This is a genomic window from Schumannella soli (assembly GCF_006517435.1).
Lineage (GTDB): Bacteria > Actinomycetota > Actinomycetes > Actinomycetales > Microbacteriaceae > Schumannella > Schumannella soli.
The window spans coordinates 616,465-633,824 of record NZ_VHQG01000002.1 but is presented as its reverse complement, the minus strand read 5'-3'; the positions used below and the strand labels follow the sequence as shown (position 1 = coordinate 633,824).

The following is a 17,360-nucleotide window of genomic DNA, read 5'->3' as shown; positions in this document are numbered from 1 at the left end:
GCCGATCGGCACGGTGTAGGCGGCGACGATCCGTTGCGGATCCCGTCCGCCGACGCCGTCGGCGCCGTCAGCGCTCGGTTCGAGCGCTCAGCGGCCGGACGTCACGGCGTCTCGATGAACCGCGAGCGGCGTCGCAGCAGGTAGCCGACGGCGACGGCGCCCGCGGTGGCGAGCATCGCCGGGGCGAGCACGGCGAGCCCCTGGTCGGCGAACTCGACGACCAGCACGAGGCCGGTGATCGGCGCGCGCATCGTGACCCCCAGGAACGCCGCCGCGCCGACCAGCGCAAAGCCGACGATCGGCGCCCCCGGCCAGAGCAGGCTCCAGGCCGCGCCGAGGGCGAGACCGAGTCCGGCGCCGATCGCGAGCGACGGCGTGAGCGTGCCGCCGGCGGCGCCCGCGCCGATCGTGCCGAGCGTCGTCAGGGTCTTGAGCGCGGTGATGCCGAGGATCAGCAGCGGCGGCAGAGCAGCCGACAGGGCTAGCTGACCCAGCGAGCGTCCGTTTCCGAGCACCGCCGGGATCCACAGCGCGATGACGCCGACCGCCGCGAAGACGAGCGGCATGACGACCGCGAGTCGCCATCCGCTCGGGCGGTGCTTCTGAGCGAAGGATGCGCCGCGCACGAAGCCGAGCGCAGCCAGCCCGAGCAGCGGTCCGATCACGATCGACCCGACGACGAGCGGCGGCGACAGCTCCACCTGCGGCATCACGTAGAGGGGGCTCGTCGGCACGACGACGTGCGCGACGAGCGCCGCGATCGCCGCCGTCGCGAAGGCGGGGATGACCGTCGCCAGCGTGACCTCGGCGAGCAGCACCTCGAGCGCGAAGACCGCGCCGCCGAAGGGGACGTCGTAGACGGCTGCGAGTCCGGCCGCCGCACCGCAGGCGACGAGCACCTTGCGCTGCGTGGCGTCGAGGCCGGCACGGCGGGTCAGCCAGTCCGCCCAGAGCGCGCCGAGCTCGCGCGGCGCTACTTCGCGCCCGATCGAGGCGCCGAGGCCGACGATGATGATCTGCAAGCCGGCGTTGAGGATCGTGACGACGACGGGCATCCGCTTGCCGCCGACGGCCGCCTCGACCGACACGACCGCGTGCTCGGCGCGGCGGACGCCCCAGCGCCGCAGCAGCCACCAGCCGACGCCGCCGATCACGCCTGCGATGACGAGCGCGATCACGCGCGCCGCCGGCGGCGCCTCGAGCAGCCCGTTGAGGAACGTGCCCTCGGAGTAGTTGAAGGCGAGGTGCTGGATGCCGTGGAGCGCCGCGAAGACCAGTCCGCCGGCGACTCCGGCGCCGACTCCGACGAGGGCGGTGACGACGATGGTGCGCAGCAGCCAGCGCCGGAACGGCCCGTCGCCGGGGATGTGGGGACGGGCCTCACTCACGAGACGAGGCTAGTAGCCGCCGAGAGGGCGCATGTCGGGAGCCGCACCTAGGGTGGCGGCGTGCAGCAGATCGTCTTCGTGCGCAACGTCAACGTGGGCCAGCGGGGTCATCCTTCGACGGCCGATCTCGTCGGCGCCTTCGCCGACGCGGGCTTCGCGGACGCCGGATCGTTCCAGAGCAACGGGACTCTCGTGGTCGAGTGGGAGACGGATGCGGGCACCGGTGCGAGCGCGGGCCCCGCCGCGGAGGTGCTTGAGCTGGCGATGCAGGCGCTGGCGGCGCGTACGGGGCTCGAGCGGGAGGCGTTCGCGGTGCCGTCGGACGACCTCGTCCGCATCCTCGCTGCCGACGCGACCGGGCCGGCGTGGGATCGACGCGAGCTGACCCTGCACGGCGGCGGTGTCATCGACTCCGCCGCTCCCGCGGTGACGCGGGAGGCGGCGCACCGCCGCTGTCGGATCGTGTCCAGCGGCCTCGGCTGGACGGTGCTCGAGAACGAGCGCGACCGCGAGAGCAACGCAACCCCGGTGATCGAGCGCGTGACGGGCGGCCCCGCGACCTCCCGCGGCTTCCCGACCCTCCAGCGCCTGCTCGGGCGGCTCGCCTAGACAGCGACCCGACCCCCGAGATCACGAGGACGCTCGCCCTCCGCGATCGCGGCGACGACCCCGTCGTCGAGTACCCCGTGACCTATCCGTCGACCTGACGGAAGGAACCGAAGAAAGCCTGTCGCTGCTCCGGCGTTCCTCCCACCGCGATGAGCTGGAAGAAGGTGTCGCCGTCGCTGGCGACCATGGTCTCGCCGACCTCGCCGCTCGTCGCGGTGAAGTCCGCGCGCAGAGCGGGGAGTCCGCCGAGGATGTCACTGCTGGCACCGATCTGCCCCGAGGTGTCCACAGACTGGAGCCATCCGAGCAGCTCGCCGTGGAGGTCCGGCGGTGAATCGCGCACCTCACCTCGGGAGCCGAACACGGTGATGGTCTCGTCGCCGTAAGCGGCGAAGTTCGCAAGACGGTCAGTCCCCTCGATCGCCAGAGGCTTGACCTCGGGTTCTCCGGGGTAGGCGACGGCGTACCCCGCGAGTGCGTCGGTGTAGAGGTGACCTTCGGACGTGGTCTGCGTCGTATAGCTCGCCGCGGTCTGCTTCGTCGTCGGGGTGTGTGCCGCGGGCTTGTGAGTCGTATCCGTCGCCGAGCCCGCTGTCGCGCTGCAGCCCGACAGCGTCAGAAGCGCTGCGATGATCGCGACGCCGAGGACGCGACGCGGATCGCCGTCGATGCGTCTGACTGACTTCATCGGCGGGCTCCGAATCTCGTGACGAATCGTCGTCTCACAGTAGCTCCCGGAAGCCTCGGTCGCGTGCACGTCGCGAGCCACGTCGGCGCTGACAACCGAGACGCGCTGCTCCAGGCCGTCGACTCAGAATCCGAGCTCCAGCACCAGGATTCCGGGGAAGATCGCGAAAAGCACGGTGACGGGCAGGATCAGGAACACGAGCGGGACGAGCATCGCGACCTCCTTCTTGCCGGCCGATTCGATGAGGGCGCGCTGGGCCTCGCCGCGCACGTCCTGAGCCTGGGCGCGCAGCACCTCGACGAGCGGGGTTCCGCGATCGAGTGCGGGCACGAGCTGGTCGACGGTGCGGGCGAAGGAGGCGACGTCGAGAGTGCGCGCGGCACGGGTCAACGCGGTCGCCAGCGGGATGCCGCTGTTCACCTCGGCGATCACGCGGCCGAGTTCGCGCGCCAGTTCGCCGTTGCCGGCACGGGCGACGCGGCGCAGCGCATCCGCGAGGCCCTCGCCGGCCGCCAGCGAGAGGGTGAGGAACTCGAGAACCGTCGGCAGCTCCTCCGAGATGCGGGCGCCGCGACGGCGCGCGGCGCGGGCGAGCAGCTGCTCGGGAGCGAGCAGGCCGAGCGCGGCGCCCACCACGATGATCGCGGCGGCCAGCACGACCGGCAGGGTTCCGGCCCGGATGCCCAGCGCCGCGATCACCGCGCCGAGCAGCGCCCCCGCGAGGGCGGCGAGAAGCTGGCGCGAGCGGAACCGCTCGACCTCATCGTCGCGCCCCGCCTGTCGCAGTCGCCGAGCGATCAGCTCGTCGCCGCCGAGGATGCGCGACACCGCCGCACGCGCCGGTCGCGCGAGCGAGCCGGCGAGCGCGCCGAACACGGGGCTCGGTTCCGCCGGCCGGCGGGCGACGAGCTCGCGGGCATCGGCGGAGACGTCGAGGACGAAGGGCGCGACCCGGTCGACCAGGCGGGGTCCGCGCAGGCGAGGCACGAGACTCGAGAGCACCCACAGACCGAGCCCGAGGACGATCCCGGCCGGAACGGCCCACGCGATCGCCGCGCTCACCCGAACCACCGCCGCTCTTCGGGCAGCCGGCCGACCGCGATCATGATCCGGTAGGCCACGATCGACACGAGGAATCCGCTCACGAGCAGCGCCGCTCCCAGCGGCGAGTCGTAGGCCCGCACCGCCTCGGGACGGGTCGCGAGCAGGAGCAGCACGATCCACGGGGCGGCGACCCCGAGCCGCGCCGCGTTCTTGACCCACGACTGCCGAGCTTCGACCTCCGACCGGAGGGCGGCATCCTGGCGGAGGTAGCCGGCGAGTCCGCGCAGCACCGCCGTGAGCTCGGTGCCGCCGACCTCGCGCGCCATGCGGAGGGTCTCGACGATGCGGTCCGCCACCGGGTCGGCGAGGCGCGCTTTCAGTCCGTCGAAGGCGATGCCGATGTCGCCGCTCGCCTGCAGCTCGCGGTCGGCGGCGGCGAACGCGGCGCGCGTCGCCATCGGCCCGCTGCGTCCCAGCTCGGCGACCGCCTCGGGCAGCGACATGCCGGCCCGCACCGCCGAGACCAGGTTGTCGACGACGTCGGGCCACACGATGCGGGTCGCCCGTCGCCGACGCCGGGCGCGCCAGCCGAGCAGCAGCAGAGGCACGACGGCCCCGACGAGGCCGCCGACGAGCGCCAGCGCCGCGACCGGCGCGATGGCGAACACGACCGCGGCACTCGCGACGCCGGCCAGCACGCACAGCACGATGAGCACCGCCGGGTGCAGGTCGCTGAGCCCCGCCTGCACGAGCCGCTCGCGCAGTGCTCGGCCGGCACGCGATTCCGCACGCGGCGCCCGTTCCGCCGTCGGCCACAGCAGCGGGGAGGCGACCAGCAGCAGGCCGACCCCGAGAAGCAGACCCAGGGCGACCGTCATCGCGCCCCCTCGAGAAGGCTGCGCGGATCGATGCCGAGACGCGCGAACTTCTCGCCACGCTGCGGCAGTCCGCCGGTCGCCACGAGCGCCCCGCCAGCCGAGCGGAACAACGGAGTGGAGGGCACCGTCGCCCCGGCGACGGCCCCGGTCGGGGCGACGATCTCGGCGATGCGCCGCCGTCCGCCGCGCTCGAGCTCGCAGTGCACGACCAGATCGATGCTGCCCGCGACCGTCGGCACGACGAACCCCGAGTCGATGTTGCGCCCCGCCAGCAGCGGCAGCGTCGACAGCTTGACCACCGCATCCGCCGCGCTGTTGGCGTGGATCGAGCACATGCCCGGCAAGACAGAAATGCGTACTAGCGCATCCGACCCTAACCCTAAGGTGTGAACATGACGAACTCTCCGAATCCCCGCCCGGCCGCGCCCGCCGAAGACCCCAACGCCGCGGTGAACCCGTGGACGGGATGGATGATCGGCATCGGCCTGGTGCTCTAGCTCCTCGCGCTCTTCCTCGGCTTCACTGGTGTGAGCCTGCCGGTCGCGATCGGCGCGGGTTTCTGGGGCTCGCTGATTTTCATCGCCGGGCTCGTGGTGGGCGGCGTTGACTGGATGTACATCCACCGGCGACCACGCGGATAGCCGGAGGCCCGGCGCTCCGTCTCCTATTCGAGCGGGCGCCGAAAGGCCGCGGCGAGCAGTATCGCCCACCCCATGTAGAAGTAAGCGAGGCCGCCCATCGCACCGATGAAGCGGAATTTGTCGATGTCCGCCATCATGGCGCTTTGCTCTCGGAGCGTCTCGAGCCTGCCAGCGCTCTTGCCCCAGTGGATCAGGTCGCCGTAGAAGTGATTCGAGATAACTTCGGTAGGGCGCACGCCCAGGTCGGGGATCATCTCGAACACATCGGGATGGGCGCCCTCCCGAGCAAGCACCGCTTTGTCCACGATCACCGTGATCACCTCTTGCATGAGCGCACCGTGGGCCTTCCGCCAGTCGCGCAAGATGTCAGCTCGCAGATCGAAGTCCCGGCCGGTGTCCCGCTTATGCGCCTCGCTGAGGATTGCCAGCATCGCCCTGAAATTGCCCTTGTCGTCGCTGCCCGCGTAAAGCTGGCGAAACAGCACCGTTGTGCCCCGTAGCGCCTCCGGCGGGCCAAACGAGGAGGTGAACTCGCCCTTGCCGTCGGCGAAACTGTACGAGACCGATGCCTCCCCAGAAAGCGCCGAGTACGTCGCGAGTTCTCGAGCAGACTGAATGAATCGGTCAATCGCCCGTAGGTCGCGAGCGGCGGGCGCCTCCGTGAAGGGTGGGAATCGAGCCGGGTCCGGAAGATCGAAGGCGTAGCGCATGAACTGCCAGAAGCGCGACTGCGATTCCGGGTTCGGTGATAGGTCTGCGAACGGCGGAGCGAATCGCAGAGGCTGCGGCAAGATCGAGTCGTGCCACGAGGTTGCCGTGAACGTGACCGTGCCGTCGCCGTTGTCCATAACCGGACGATAGCGAACGCCTCCGACATTTCCGGATTCTCACCCCTCTCCCGACCCCGGCAGCATCTGCACGGCCTGCCAGCGCACGGCGAGACCCGCGATGGAGCTGCCGGTCGAGACGTTGAATGTCAGGATTCGGCAGCCGCTCGTCGTGATTGTGTCGACGACAACCTGCCCGTTCGCGACGAAGTTACCCAGGGTGACGGTCACGATGGGCGCGGCGGCGAAGCGGCCCGGCAGAAACGCGACGTTGAGCACGCCGGTCGTGTTCAGCGCCGCCGACAGGTTCCCCGCCTGCATCGCGAAGGGCTGACCGGATGCTGCGCCGCGCTGCACCCAGACCGTGCCCGAATACTCGTAGAGCACCGCCCCGATCCGGGCCGTCGCGCCGGCCACGAGGTAGACCCCGCCGGCCGCGGCGAAGTAGGTGTTGCGTGCCGCGACGCTCGCGAGGAACGCCGGGCCGGTCTGCTTCCAACCGCCGTAGTAGACGAACTCCGCCCCGCTGTCGCGCAGGATCGCCAGTGCGCCCGGCTCGACGGAGGTGTACCCGGCCAGCTCGGCGAAGCCGGTCGGTCGGTAGGTGCGCACCCGGTAGTTGTTCAGGGCCGCGGCGATGCCCGGCCAGGGCTGTGAGCTGTCCCAGTCAGGCATTAGCTCCGCTCCAATCCGCGCGGCGAGACGCGCATCGTGTGATCGCTGAGGTTGAACTCCACAGCGGCGACCGTCCCGAGGTCGTCAGGAAGGTCAAGTCGCATCCCGGGGAACGCCGAGTATTCGGACAGTCCGGTGACGGTGAGGACACGCCCGCGAGTGCTCGCGCGGCGCACGAGCTGCTCGGCGGCGCCCTTGCCGGGGAACGGGCGGTTGATCGTGGCGGCGTAGGCCTTCGACCAGCCCTCGAACGCGAAGGTGTCGTAGGCGGTCTGTGCGACGCCGGCGGCGGTCGTCCAGGTGTAGGTCAGCGCGGCGGCGTCGAACCAGTCGTCGGCGTCGCGGTCGACGGTCACGCCCAGCTCGGTGAGGTCGTCGCGGCGCAGGTTCAGCGCCGCTCGCTCGCGGTAGTTCGGGAAGTCGGATGTATCGCGCGGGCGCGCGTACTCGCGAAGCCGCGTCAGGTGCCAGGTGCGATTTTCGTCGCACCACAGCTTGAGGTTGTAGGTGTCGAGGAGGGGCTTGATGTAGTCCCAAGCGGACACGCCCGGTTCCCACTTGATCGACTCTTGGCTCGGCACGCGGGACGAGGGACGGTCGGTGAATCCGCCGCGGTAGATCACCACGTCGTCGACGTAGAGCACCGAGCCGGACGGCCCGCCGGTCATGTCGTAGATGGTCAGGTCTACGCGCGGGGTCGTCGGCACGATCGTCGCGCTCATCTGGCGCCAGCCCGTCGTCGGTGCGGCCTCCATCCAGTCCGTGCCGTAGGTGAGCGTTGCAAGGTCGGCCGTTCGCAGAGCGAGCTGTCGGGCCGTGGCCGTGTAGACCCACATCTGCCCGAAGTTGACTTCGTTGACCGCCAGGTCGTAGTAGGGCTGAGTCACAACGGCCGTCCCCGGAAACGGCAGGCTGGGAATAGCCGTGTTGTAGGCGACGCGCAGAGAGCCGGTGCCGGATCGTGACGTCACGGTCGACTGCGACACCGCGAAGCGGCTGTCCAGGGGTCGCCAGTTCTCGGCGTCCACCTCGAACGAGTGGTTGTGGAGCACCGAGATAGGCACGGTGAAGCTCACGTCGCCGATCTGCTCGCCCACCACTGCCAGGGCTCGGTTCACCGCGTCGAGCACGGATCCGGGTTGCGAGACCGCGCCGCCGGGCTGCTGCTGCACGGGGTCGAAGACGGTCGGCTCGATGCGCCGGTAGTCCTGCAACAGCGCCTCATCCGAGGCCAGGGTCAGGGTCGGCCTGCCAGTCTTCTCGTCGGTGGCCACGCGACGCACACCGAGGTCGAAGGTCAACGCGTCCTCGAAGTCGAACGTCACGCCCTCACTCGTCGACAGCGGGCGCGCGAACAGCAGGTCGACCTGCTCGAGGCTCTTTCCCGAGAGGGTGGCATCGACCGAACCGAGCGTCGCATCTGGCGCCCAGATGTCGAAGCCGCCCATCGGGTCGCGGTCCCAGAAGCTGCGCGACACTGTGACCGTCATGCGCACGTTCGGGCGCCGCGGATCGATCGTTGACAGGGCGCTCAGCGACTCCGCCGCGGTCACGATCGTCGCCTGAGCGAACGGCGACCACGCCTCGTCGAGAGTGAGCGTCGATCCCTCGAGCACCTCGAGCGGGAAGTCGCCCGCCGGCGCGTGGAGAACGGCCGAGGTGCGCCCGACCAACGCCAGGAACTGCGTGCTCACGCGACCTCCTTGAACGGAACGTCGATGAACCAATCAGTGTCGCTCTCCTCGTCGAGCGACACAGTGAGGTCGCCGTCGGCGACGACGAAGCGCATGGATGCGATCGGCACGGCTGGGTCGGCGAGGGTGAACACGCGCTGACGGAGCATGAAGGCTCGCCCCGCCTGCGCGTCCGGCTGCGCCTCGAAGTAGAGCCGCAGGGTGCCCTGTCGCGGAGCCGCCGGCAGCAGCACCGCTACGCGCCGCCCGCTGAGCGTGTCGTGCGTCAGGGTGCGCGCGGGGCTGTTCGCGACGTAGCCCTCGACGAGGCTCGGCGTCAAGGGCGTCACGCCGTCGCTGATCTGCGTACTCATAGGATCGGCGTCCCTTCCCGGGTCTGCGCCGTCACGCGCACGGTGACCGGCCCGGCCTTGTCGATGGCGGATTGCAGGTTGTTGCGTAGCGAGGTCGCCGACGGGACATTCGCTTGCACGTTGATCGTCGCGGTGCGGGTCACGGCGAGGGCGTCGAGCGCGTCCTTGGCTGCGGCCTTTCCGGTGGTCTTGACGGAGATCTCGGCGTCGCGCTTCTTCGCCACGGCATCGATAGCGTCGTTCGCGTCGGCCTTGCCGGTCGTCTTGACCTTGACCTCGACATCCGACCCCTTCGGCTTGAACGAGTCGTCGAACTTCACGGCCGCAGACGCGCCCGACTTCGAGCCGGCGTCATCGAGCGAGGCCGCGATCTGCGCCTTGAGGGTGGTGTCGCCTGAGGCGAACGATGCGGCGAGGTTCTGCTGCACGGTGTCGTCGAGCGCGAAGAAGTTCTCCCACTCCTCCGGCGTGAGCTTCATCGCCGCCAGGTTCTCTTTGAACGCGACGACGGCGACCTTCTGCGCCTCGACTCCCGAGAGGTACTTCGACACGTCGAAGGCGCCGTCCTCGGCCGTGGCCGCATCGGCGGCGGCCTGCCGGATGTCGTCGTAGCCCGAGGCGATGGCGTCCGATGCCGACGCCTGGATCTCGGCGGCCTTCTGCATCTCGGCTGCACCCGACTGGGCATAGGCCTTCTGCGCGTTGGCCGCCTCCTCGGCGACGCTCTGCTGCTCCTTGAGCTTGTTGATCAGCGCGAGGGTGGAGTCGATCTTCTCAGTGTTCGCCTGCTTCACCGCGTTGCCGCCCGCGGAGGCGATGCCGTTCTCGTCGCGCAGGTTGCGGAGGTAGTCCTCGTTCTTCTTGATCAGCTTGTCGTAGTCGCCACCGGCGCCGGCCACTGCGAGCGCGACATCCTTGAACGACTGGATCCCCGCCGTGCCCGACTTGCGGAAGTTCCGGTAGAGCTCGCCCAGCTCGGAGTTGCCCGAGTCCAGATTCGAGGCCATCTCGCGGAGCTGGTCGGCGATGAAGTCGATGTTCGGCTCGGTGCCGCCGACCTCGACGAGCGCGTCAATCAGTGATGACACCTTGCCGCGGAAAGCCTCGGTCTGCGTGCCGTTCTCCTCCATCGCGCCCGCGATGAGGCCGAGGCCCGCCGCGCCCGCGACGGTCGCGATCAGGCCCGCCGGTCCAGCGAGCGGAGCGATCGACGACGACAGCCCGCCGAGGGTGTCTTGGAAAAGCTGCGGGATATCGGCCAAGTCGCCACGGAACGACGAGAGCCCCTCGCCGAGGTTCGATGCGATCTCCTGCTTGGTCTCGGCCGCGACCTCGGATGTCCTCGAGAGGGCCTGAGTGCTGTCGCGCTTGAAGCGGTCGGTCTCACGACGAGCGGCGTCGAAGCCGTCGCCGATCTTCTCGGCCGCCTGCTGCGTCTCCTTCGCCTCGCGGGCGACCCGCTCGAGCGCGTCCTCCTGCTTTCGCGCCGATGACTTCGCATCGCGGGCCACGCCGTCCCAGTTCTTCGAGAGGATGTTCGCGTGATCCGAGATGTCATCGAGCGAGCCGGTCACCCGGTCGAGTTCCTTCGATCCGGCACGCCCCAGGTCTGAGAGCGAGTCGGCGAGATCCTCGGCGGAGTCGGCGGCGCCCTTCGTGGCGCGAAGGAAGTCCTTGTTGTCGCCGGTGATCGGCAGCTTGAGTTCGCCTGACGAGGCCACTACTTCATCACTTCCCAGAAGGTGCGCACGGTGGTCTGCGCCCACAGCGCAGCGAGGCGCGGCGTCACCTGCGCAACGGCGCGGTAGAACGGCCCCTCGGCGCGCGACTGGACGAATTGGCGCTGCGTGTGTCGCCGGTGCGGTCGGGCACGCCGCCCTCGCCGAACCTCGTTGATCAGGTAGCGGTTGGCGCCGAATTCGGTCGCACGGGCGATGTCGCTGTTGCGAGCGCCGCCCGAGAGCTTCTTCGTGCCGCCGCCAGCGCGGACGATCACGCCGTAGTTCTTCACGTCGACCCGCGCCGTGCGGCCCAGCACCTGCACCTCAAGGGCTGTAGTGCAGTTCTCGACGACGGCCTGCTTCCAGACCGGGCCGATGACGATCTTCGTCGCCTTGTTGATCTGGGCGGAGACCTCACGGTCCATGCCCTTGAGAAGGAGGGCGGCGGCGCGCAGCTCCTTTACGTCGTAGCCGGTGCGCACAGCGCCCTCCTTCCGAGTCAGGGGGTGACGCCGGTACGCGCCGGGCGGTCGTCGCACGGCAGCGAAACGGTCGCGTTGGCGAAGCCGTCGCCGCCGCCGCCGATCGCGCTCGCGACCAGCACGACGTTGCCGGACCAGACCGGGCCGCCGTCCTTCGGCTCGAGCGTGAACGGGACGACCTCGCCCTCGTGGTCGAACGTGTAGAGCGTGAGCGCCTTTGCGGTCGTCACGTCCTGACCGAACGACAGCTCGAGGGTCCAGTCGGCCTTCGGGATGCGGGTCTTCTTCTTGCCGTTGATGCCCTTGTGCACGATCGGGTTGACGCTGGACGGCGTGAGCACGGCCGAGTCGACGGGCGTCGAGTAGTCGTCACCGCCGATCGTGAGAGTGGCATCCTCGACGAGGATCGGGTCGAGGTCGATTTCGGCCATGTCAGGCCTCCTTCTTCGGGTAGTTGTGGCGGGTGCGGACGGTCAGGGTGATGTCGGCCGCGGTGTAGTTGTCTTCCACGTCGAAGCTCGCGGCGTCCCAGCGCACGAGCTGACCACCGAGCTGCATCTGTTCGATGGCGGCGATCACCTTGTCGACTGCCGTTTCGATCGCGTCGTAGCGCTTCTCGGGCGCGATCTCCGGCACGAAGACGGTGAGCGTGAGGGCGTCGTCGTGCAGGTGTACGTTGCGGCCCTTCTCGCCTTCGGCCTTCTCGATGCGGGTCGTCGCGAGCATGACGACCGGCGCCCGGGTCTGGTCGATCGAGTAGCGATACGGCCGCACAGTCCACGCCTTGGGCAGGTGCGTCCTGAGCGCGTCGGCGACGTGGCTGCGCAGGCTCATCGGCCCCACCTCGGGACGCGGGTCTTCGGGATCAGCAGGTTGCGGATGTCGCGGTTCAGCGGGAAGAGCTGGATCGTGTCGAGGCCCAGCTCTCCGCCGTCGCGGTTCACGCGGCCCGCCTGCCAGATCGCGCGGGCTTGCATGAGCTGCGCCTGCCGCCAGTCGCTCGACGGCGTGACGGGCACCTCGTCGCCGCCCTCGCCCGTGACGTAGGCACGCCCGCCCAGCCATGCGACGCAGGCGTTGCGCGCCGCAGCGAGCAGTACATGCAGCGCCTCGTCCTCGTCGGGCGCGTCGGGCCAGAGGCGGCGTGCGGTCTCGAGGGTGAGCCATCCATCGAGCAGTGCCGACTCGACGACGATCGGCTCCAGCTCGCGGCTGACGTGCCCACCGCCGGCGGTGACGGTCACCGAGACCCGCACGAGCCCAGCGGCGGCGAAGGGCGAGGCCAGCGTCGCGACGACCTCGCCCGTCTCCGTGTCGAAGCTCTGCTCGGCCGGCACGGTGCCGCCGACGGTCACCGTTGCAGCGGTGACCATCTGGTCGTGGAACTCGTCGGGCAGAGGGAAAGCCACGCCCGCGGGCTGGTCTCCAACTCGGTAGTGCATGGCTCTCCCTCCTCTCCCCTATCCCCGACGATCCGGCGCGCTCAGGCGCCGGTGTACTTGGCGACCTTGACGATCGCGTCGGCCTTGTGGATGAACGTCCCCGAGCCGCCGATGACGTTGGTGTCGATGCCGCCCTTCACGGTGTCGGGCGCCTCGATGCGGATCGGAGCACCGGGCAGCTCGTACACGTCGACCGCCTCGCGTGCGCCGACGACGACCTCGCCCGGGTCGAGGGTCGGAAGCAGCCGCAGGGTGAAGCTGTCGAGCTGCCCCTCCTTGTCGGTGAGGCCCAGCGCGGCGTTCAGGTAGCCCAGCGTCGCGTTCTGCGGCGTCTTGGCGATCTGCTTCCACACGTCCTTCGCCACGAGCGCGAAGGTCGGGATCGCGTCGTTGTCCATGACCTCGGCGGCGCCGTCGATGAGGGCGGACATGCCCGCGCCGATGGTGAGCCCGGCGGGGTTGTCAGCGGTGATCGCGGCGGCGCTGGTGAGGATGTCGGTCAGCACCTCGTCGTCCTGCCACTTCGCGAAGCTCTCCGCCATCGCGGCGAAGTAGCTCTCGAAGTAGTTGGGCGTATTGAAGAGGCGGTGCTCGATCGCGTGGTCGTGGCCGCCGGCCCAGAGGTTGAAGTCCGCCTCGTACGGAGCGGTCGACGCGGTGCTCGAGGGGATGTTGGACTTGTTGCCGGCCCAGGCGCCGCCGGTGGGCTTGGTGACCCAGCGGAAGCCCGCGATCTTCATCTCGGTGGCGGTCTTGTGGGCGAACAGCGACGCGACCTTCTGCACGTAGGCCACTCCGTCCCACAGCTCCCCGACCCACTGCGGAGCGGTGTTGCGCGGGCTGACCGAGCCGGTGCCGGTGTACTTGATGTCGGTCAGGGCGAACAGCCCCGCCTGCGTCGTGGTGGTCTCGCGGAGCCGGTCGATCTGCTCGGCGCTCGCGCGACCCTCGCGCATGAGACGGAACAGGGCGAAAGCGTCCGCCTTGGTGAGCTGGTTCGGGGCGGCGTTGCCGTCGCCCGCGGTCTGGCTGACGGTCACGCCGTCCTCCTTCTCCGAGCCCTCGGGCTCTTCCTCGGTCTCCTCCACGACGGTCGTCGTGGTGGTCTTGGTCCCGGACTCGGTGGTCTCGGTGGTCGTCTCGCTGTCGCGCTGGTATCGGTACGTCTTGCCGTCAGGGCCGACGAAGGTCTCGTCCGAGTGCGACTCCTCGGTGACGGTCTCCGGCTCCGCCTCGGTCACCGGGTTGAGGGCGAAGAGCGCGGCGCTGGCGAATGCTCCCTGAGGCACGAACGCGGCGCCGGTGAGCGTTGCGCTGACGACCTCCGCCCCGCGGTGCACGATGTTGCGGACCTCGGCGGACAGCCGGTTGAGCCGGCCCGCCTTCTTCTGCTCGATGAACTCGTCGCCCTCGGGCGTGCGCGCGATCGAGAAGGTCGCGACGAGGCCGCGGTCGGTGTCCTCCACGGCGGTGAAGGATGCGACCGGATCCGTCAACTCGTGGTTGCGGTTGGCGCGCATCGCAGAGAGGTCGCCCGGCACGGCGACCGTGCCTCGGTTGAACTTGAACGCCTGCGCGTGCTCCGGCAGCGTCTGCTCGCCCCACGGCAGCAGCAGCCCGCGCACCGTGCGCGTCGACTCGTCGAGGGCGAACTGCCCGGCCTCGGTGAAGATGGTGTCGGTCATCGGTCAGTCCTCCACGGGCACGCCGGTAGCGATCGGCACCCCGTACTGCTCGTATCGGTCGAAGCGGACCCGCTGACCCCGCGGCACCACGTTGTCGCCGCTCAGCGCGGCCTCGATCGGGTCGGTCCAGAAAGGCAGGTCGAAGTCGAAGAAGGCGTTTCGCTCTTCGCCCTTGGTCGTGTAGGTGAGGCTGTCGATGCCCGAGGTGCCGTCGATCATCGACGGGCGCAGGTTCAGGAATGAGCCCACGTCGGTGCGGATCGCGTTCCGGCTCTCGATGAACAGCTCGGGCGCATCGCCGGCGCCGTGCGTGACCATCTCGACGCCCTCGGGCGTATAGCCGACAGCGGCCTCGGCGGCCGTGAACGCGGCACGCCACGCCGCGACGAACTCCTCGATCTCGCCCTCGTCGAGGCGCGACTCATCGGTCACTCGCAGCTCGGTCGCAGGAATCGGGTTGCGCATGCGCGCGACCCAGGCCTGCTCCGTGTCACGGGCGCCGCGCAGGGTGCGGTCGCCGACGGCCAGCAGACCCGCGAAGCGCGGGATGTTGAAGAGGATGTAGTCGGCTTCCGGGAGCGGCTTCTCGTCGACCATGACGTGCCCGTCGGTGATCGTCCACTTGTTCAGCGGCAACCACGTCGCGTCGAGGATCGGGCCGCCCTTGGGCGACTCCCCCGCGCCGCGGTCGACCAGCCACAGCGCGCGGCCGTCGAAGATGCAGTCGTCGACCGTTGCGGCCATCCGCTCGTAGGGGCTATCGACGCCGTTGGTCCGGTAGAGGAAGCTGGGCTGCTGGTCGGCCGCCAGCACGCCGCTGGAGCTGAGGGCGCGCAGCGGGAAGCGCGCGATCGTCGACACCAGCAGATTGCGAGCACGCGACACCGCCGGAATGCTGAGCGCCTCCTCGCGCGTGAGCGGGAAGCTGTCGGGGGTCTTGCCGTCAGGAAACAGCGCCTTCGCGACGGTCAGCGTCGTGAGCTTGTCCTCGCCGCTGATCCAAGGCGAGCGCACGCCCAGCTCGATCGTCGTCGACAGGTTCTCGAGGCGCGACGGCGAGAGCCCGAGCCTGTCGAGAATTCCCATGCGTGCGCCCTCCCGGTCTGAGGATCACGGGAGGGCACGCATCGGGTCGTGCGTGTAGCGCGAGAAGGTCAGCCGACGAAGCTCGGCGTCCGTCGGGCCGTGCGCGGCTGGGCGTCGTCGTAGGCACGCAGCGCGAGCGCAGCCGCCTCCACGAGCGTGATGTCGTCCGTCTCCGGGTCGATGCGCCCGAGCGCCCACCGCTTCGCGTCGGTGGTGCCGCGCTTCTTCGTCCGCGTGACGGCGTGCGTCAGCTCCTCATCGTTCCAGTGCCGGACGTTGCCCGCGTCGATCTCCGACTTGAACAGCGAGGCCGCCGCGGACACCTGAGGCCAGGTCTGCGCCTCGAACCGCAGGGCCGGGTTCCGCAGGCGCCGCAGCTCGTCGACCACGGCCTGCACCGAGGCCGTCGCGCCGTCGTGCACCAGCGGCGAGCGCAGTCGGCTGTAGGCGGCACGCGCGGCGGGCTTGACCCATCCCGTGCCGGCGCCGGTCTTGTGGTCAATCGCGAGGAAGCAGGCGTGCCCGTCGTCGTCCCTCCACGCCGCCACGAGTGCCGCAGAGCGCCCCAGCGGGTCCACGGCCAGCGCAACCCGGTGGTGGTCCGGGATCGTCGGCAGATCGCCGTCCAACCCGCCTGCGGCCCACTTGCCGAGATCGAGGAAGCCGCTCTCGGTTGTGAGGTCGGCAACGCCCAGATACTCGCGCAGGAACGAAGCCGGGCCTACGAGGTCGTACGACTTGCGGATCGCGCGCTCGTCTGTGACCGACGATCCGAGCAGCGGGTGCACGTCGATGATGATCGCGCGCGCCTTCTCCCAGGTGTTCACCTCCTCCTCCGTGAGCGTCTGATCGGCGGAGTAGTCGAGGATCGCGTGACCGTCGAGACCGGCGCGTCCCTTCTCCAGCTCGTCCCACAGCAGGTTCCCGGTGCGGTACTTCGCGCCGGTGCCCGCGATGGTCATGTGCGCCCCGGGGCGCGTGTCCTGCGTCGCCGCCGCGCCGTCGAGGATGTCGGCGCCCATGTCCGGCCCGGCCTGCCCCGCCTCGTCGAGGATGATCCAGTCCCACGCGTCGGACCGGAAGCTGTCGCCCTTCGGCGCGAGGAACGCAAAGACAGAGCCGGTCTCGAGCCATTCGACCCGCTCCGAGCCGCCCGCCTTGTTCAGCTTGAACGGCCGCGACTTCGGGTCAGGGAAGAGCAGCTCGAGCGGGCGCACGATGTCGTCGCGGAAGCGCGTGCGCGCCTTGATCGCCGTTGTGGTCATCGTGTACGCCACCATGTAGTCGGCGCGCGACGAGATCCGGCCCACCGCCTTCGAGAACAGCGTCGAGGTCTTGAACGACCGGCGCGGCTCTTGCAGGCCGAGCACGTCGTGCGGCGCATCGAGGATGTCGGAGAGCAGCACCTGATGCCCGAGGATCGTCGCCCCTCGCACAGCTCGCGGCCCGTGCAGGCGCAGCAGCTCGGCACCCTTCACCAGCTCGCGACGACCCTCCAGCGACGCAGGCGCGGCCGTGCCGAACCGCGGGCGAAGTGCGGCCGATCGCAGGGCATCCAGCCCATTTGTGAGAAATTCCCTGTAGCACTCGTGCCGGGGGTTGTCCGCCCCCTCAAAAGCCGCGCTCATCGTCGCTCCTTCGCCTCGCGTCGACTCTCGGCTCGAAGTCCGAGCCCGAGCACCACCAGGGCGAACGTCACGCCGAGCACGGAGCCCGTCACCATCTCGATCACCACGTCCTCCAGTCCGGCCGGCGCTTCTGCTCGGCCTGCTTCGTCGTCCTCGCCCGGCCGCCGATGCGACCGCCGCCCTGCTCGTTGCAGCGACGTGAGCCGTCGCCCTTGCCGCCTCGTGCGCTGTGCGTCGGCCCGAGGTTCGAGGGGTCGTTGATCTGCTGCTTCGTCCAGCCCCTCGCCTTCCCTTCCTTCACCGAGACCCGGTGACCCACGGCGAACCGCTGACCCGGCACGATCGGCCGGTGACAGTCGATGCACACCGCGACGCCCGCCCTCACCTGCGCGTCGTACAACGGGCGCATCTTCCGCGTCAGCGCGAACCAGTCGGCCTCGCGGTGGTGCTCGGTCATGCGCCCGCCCTCTTGCCCGCCAGCAGTCGCCCACGGCAGCGTGCGCAGTGCGGTGAGCGCGA

At 69.8% G+C, this 17,360-nt stretch carries 19 protein-coding genes; 1 reads left to right on the top strand and 18 read right to left on the bottom strand.

Annotated elements, in window-relative coordinates:
* Positions 1 to 101: 101 nt before the first annotated feature.
* Positions 102 to 1,388 (bottom strand): chloride channel protein, encoded by a 1,287-nt coding sequence (locus tag FJ657_RS08650; RefSeq protein ID WP_255447227.1) that lies wholly within the window; start codon positions 1,386 to 1,388, stop codon positions 102 to 104.
* Positions 1,389 to 1,448: 60 nt separating this feature from the next.
* Between FJ657_RS08650 and FJ657_RS08645 the strand changes: the two genes are divergently transcribed.
* A complete protein-coding gene (locus FJ657_RS08645; RefSeq protein WP_141163265.1) occupies positions 1,449 to 1,997 on the top strand; it encodes a DUF1697 domain-containing protein in 549 nt (182 codons plus the stop codon).
* 82 nt (positions 1,998 to 2,079) lie between these two features.
* On the opposite strand, the gene FJ657_RS08640 is transcribed toward FJ657_RS08645, so the two are convergent.
* The 17 genes from FJ657_RS08640 to FJ657_RS08560 form a co-directional block, all read right to left on the bottom strand.
* Positions 2,080 to 2,754 (bottom strand): hypothetical protein, encoded by a 675-nt coding sequence (locus FJ657_RS08640; RefSeq protein ID WP_141163264.1) that lies wholly within the window; start codon positions 2,752 to 2,754, stop codon positions 2,080 to 2,082.
* A 54-nt stretch (positions 2,755 to 2,808) separates the two neighbouring features.
* The gene (locus FJ657_RS08635) at positions 2,809 to 3,747 is read right to left on the bottom strand and encodes a type II secretion system F family protein (RefSeq protein ID WP_141163263.1); all 939 of its coding nucleotides are present in this window, start codon (positions 3,745 to 3,747) and stop codon (positions 2,809 to 2,811) included.
* Positions 3,744 to 4,607, bottom strand: a complete 864-nt coding sequence (locus FJ657_RS08630) for a type II secretion system F family protein (RefSeq protein WP_141163262.1) — start codon at positions 4,605 to 4,607, stop codon at positions 3,744 to 3,746. The genes FJ657_RS08635 and FJ657_RS08630 overlap by 4 nt, the downstream gene beginning before the upstream one ends.
* Positions 4,604 to 4,942: a P-loop NTPase family protein gene (locus FJ657_RS08625; RefSeq protein ID WP_141163261.1), complete on the bottom strand. Its 339-nt coding sequence runs from the start codon at positions 4,940 to 4,942 to the stop codon at positions 4,604 to 4,606. The genes FJ657_RS08630 and FJ657_RS08625 overlap by 4 nt, the downstream gene beginning before the upstream one ends.
* Positions 4,943 to 5,271: 329 nt before the next feature.
* A complete protein-coding gene (locus FJ657_RS08620; protein WP_141163260.1) occupies positions 5,272 to 6,096 on the bottom strand; it encodes a hypothetical protein in 825 nt (274 codons plus the stop codon).
* Between the two features lie 39 nt (positions 6,097 to 6,135).
* Positions 6,136 to 6,750, bottom strand: coding sequence for a hypothetical protein (locus FJ657_RS08615; protein WP_141163259.1), 615 nt, complete (start codon positions 6,748 to 6,750; stop codon positions 6,136 to 6,138).
* On the bottom strand, positions 6,750 to 8,198 hold the full coding sequence (locus FJ657_RS08610) for a hypothetical protein (protein ID WP_141163258.1): 1,449 nt from the start codon (positions 8,196 to 8,198) through the stop codon (positions 6,750 to 6,752). The genes FJ657_RS08615 and FJ657_RS08610 overlap by 1 nt, the downstream gene beginning before the upstream one ends.
* Positions 8,199 to 8,440: 242 nt before the next feature.
* Complete coding sequence (locus tag FJ657_RS08605; RefSeq protein WP_141163257.1) at positions 8,441 to 8,797, bottom strand: hypothetical protein; 357 nt, start codon at positions 8,795 to 8,797, stop codon at positions 8,441 to 8,443.
* Entirely contained in the window at positions 8,794 to 10,518 is a 1,725-nt protein-coding gene (locus tag FJ657_RS08600; RefSeq protein WP_141163256.1) for a hypothetical protein, read from the bottom strand. The genes FJ657_RS08605 and FJ657_RS08600 overlap by 4 nt, the downstream gene beginning before the upstream one ends.
* Positions 10,518 to 11,000: a hypothetical protein gene (locus FJ657_RS08595; protein WP_141163255.1), complete on the bottom strand. Its 483-nt coding sequence runs from the start codon at positions 10,998 to 11,000 to the stop codon at positions 10,518 to 10,520. Before FJ657_RS08595 ends, FJ657_RS08600 begins: the two co-directional genes overlap by 1 nt.
* A gap of 17 nt (positions 11,001 to 11,017) precedes the next feature.
* On the bottom strand, positions 11,018 to 11,431 hold the full coding sequence (locus FJ657_RS08590; protein WP_141163254.1) for a hypothetical protein: 414 nt from the start codon (positions 11,429 to 11,431) through the stop codon (positions 11,018 to 11,020).
* Between the two features lies 1 nt (position 11,432).
* The gene (locus FJ657_RS08585) at positions 11,433 to 11,834 is read right to left on the bottom strand and encodes a hypothetical protein (RefSeq protein WP_141163253.1); all 402 of its coding nucleotides are present in this window, start codon (positions 11,832 to 11,834) and stop codon (positions 11,433 to 11,435) included.
* A complete protein-coding gene (locus FJ657_RS08580) occupies positions 11,831 to 12,409 on the bottom strand; it encodes a head-tail connector protein (RefSeq protein ID WP_141163252.1) in 579 nt (192 codons plus the stop codon). The genes FJ657_RS08585 and FJ657_RS08580 overlap by 4 nt, the downstream gene beginning before the upstream one ends.
* 74 nt (positions 12,410 to 12,483) lie before the next feature.
* On the bottom strand, positions 12,484 to 14,127 hold the full coding sequence (locus FJ657_RS08575) for a hypothetical protein (protein ID WP_141163251.1): 1,644 nt from the start codon (positions 14,125 to 14,127) through the stop codon (positions 12,484 to 12,486).
* Positions 14,128 to 14,130: 3 nt separating this feature from the next.
* The gene (locus tag FJ657_RS08570) at positions 14,131 to 15,213 is read right to left on the bottom strand and encodes a phage portal protein (protein WP_141163250.1); all 1,083 of its coding nucleotides are present in this window, start codon (positions 15,211 to 15,213) and stop codon (positions 14,131 to 14,133) included.
* 68 nt (positions 15,214 to 15,281) lie between these two features.
* Positions 15,282 to 16,691: a terminase large subunit domain-containing protein gene (locus FJ657_RS08565; RefSeq protein ID WP_141163249.1), complete on the bottom strand. Its 1,410-nt coding sequence runs from the start codon at positions 16,689 to 16,691 to the stop codon at positions 15,282 to 15,284.
* A 250-nt stretch (positions 16,692 to 16,941) separates the two neighbouring features.
* Positions 16,942 to 17,298 (bottom strand): hypothetical protein, encoded by a 357-nt coding sequence (locus tag FJ657_RS08560; protein WP_141163248.1) that lies wholly within the window; start codon positions 17,296 to 17,298, stop codon positions 16,942 to 16,944.
* Positions 17,299 to 17,360: the final 62 nt, after the last annotated feature.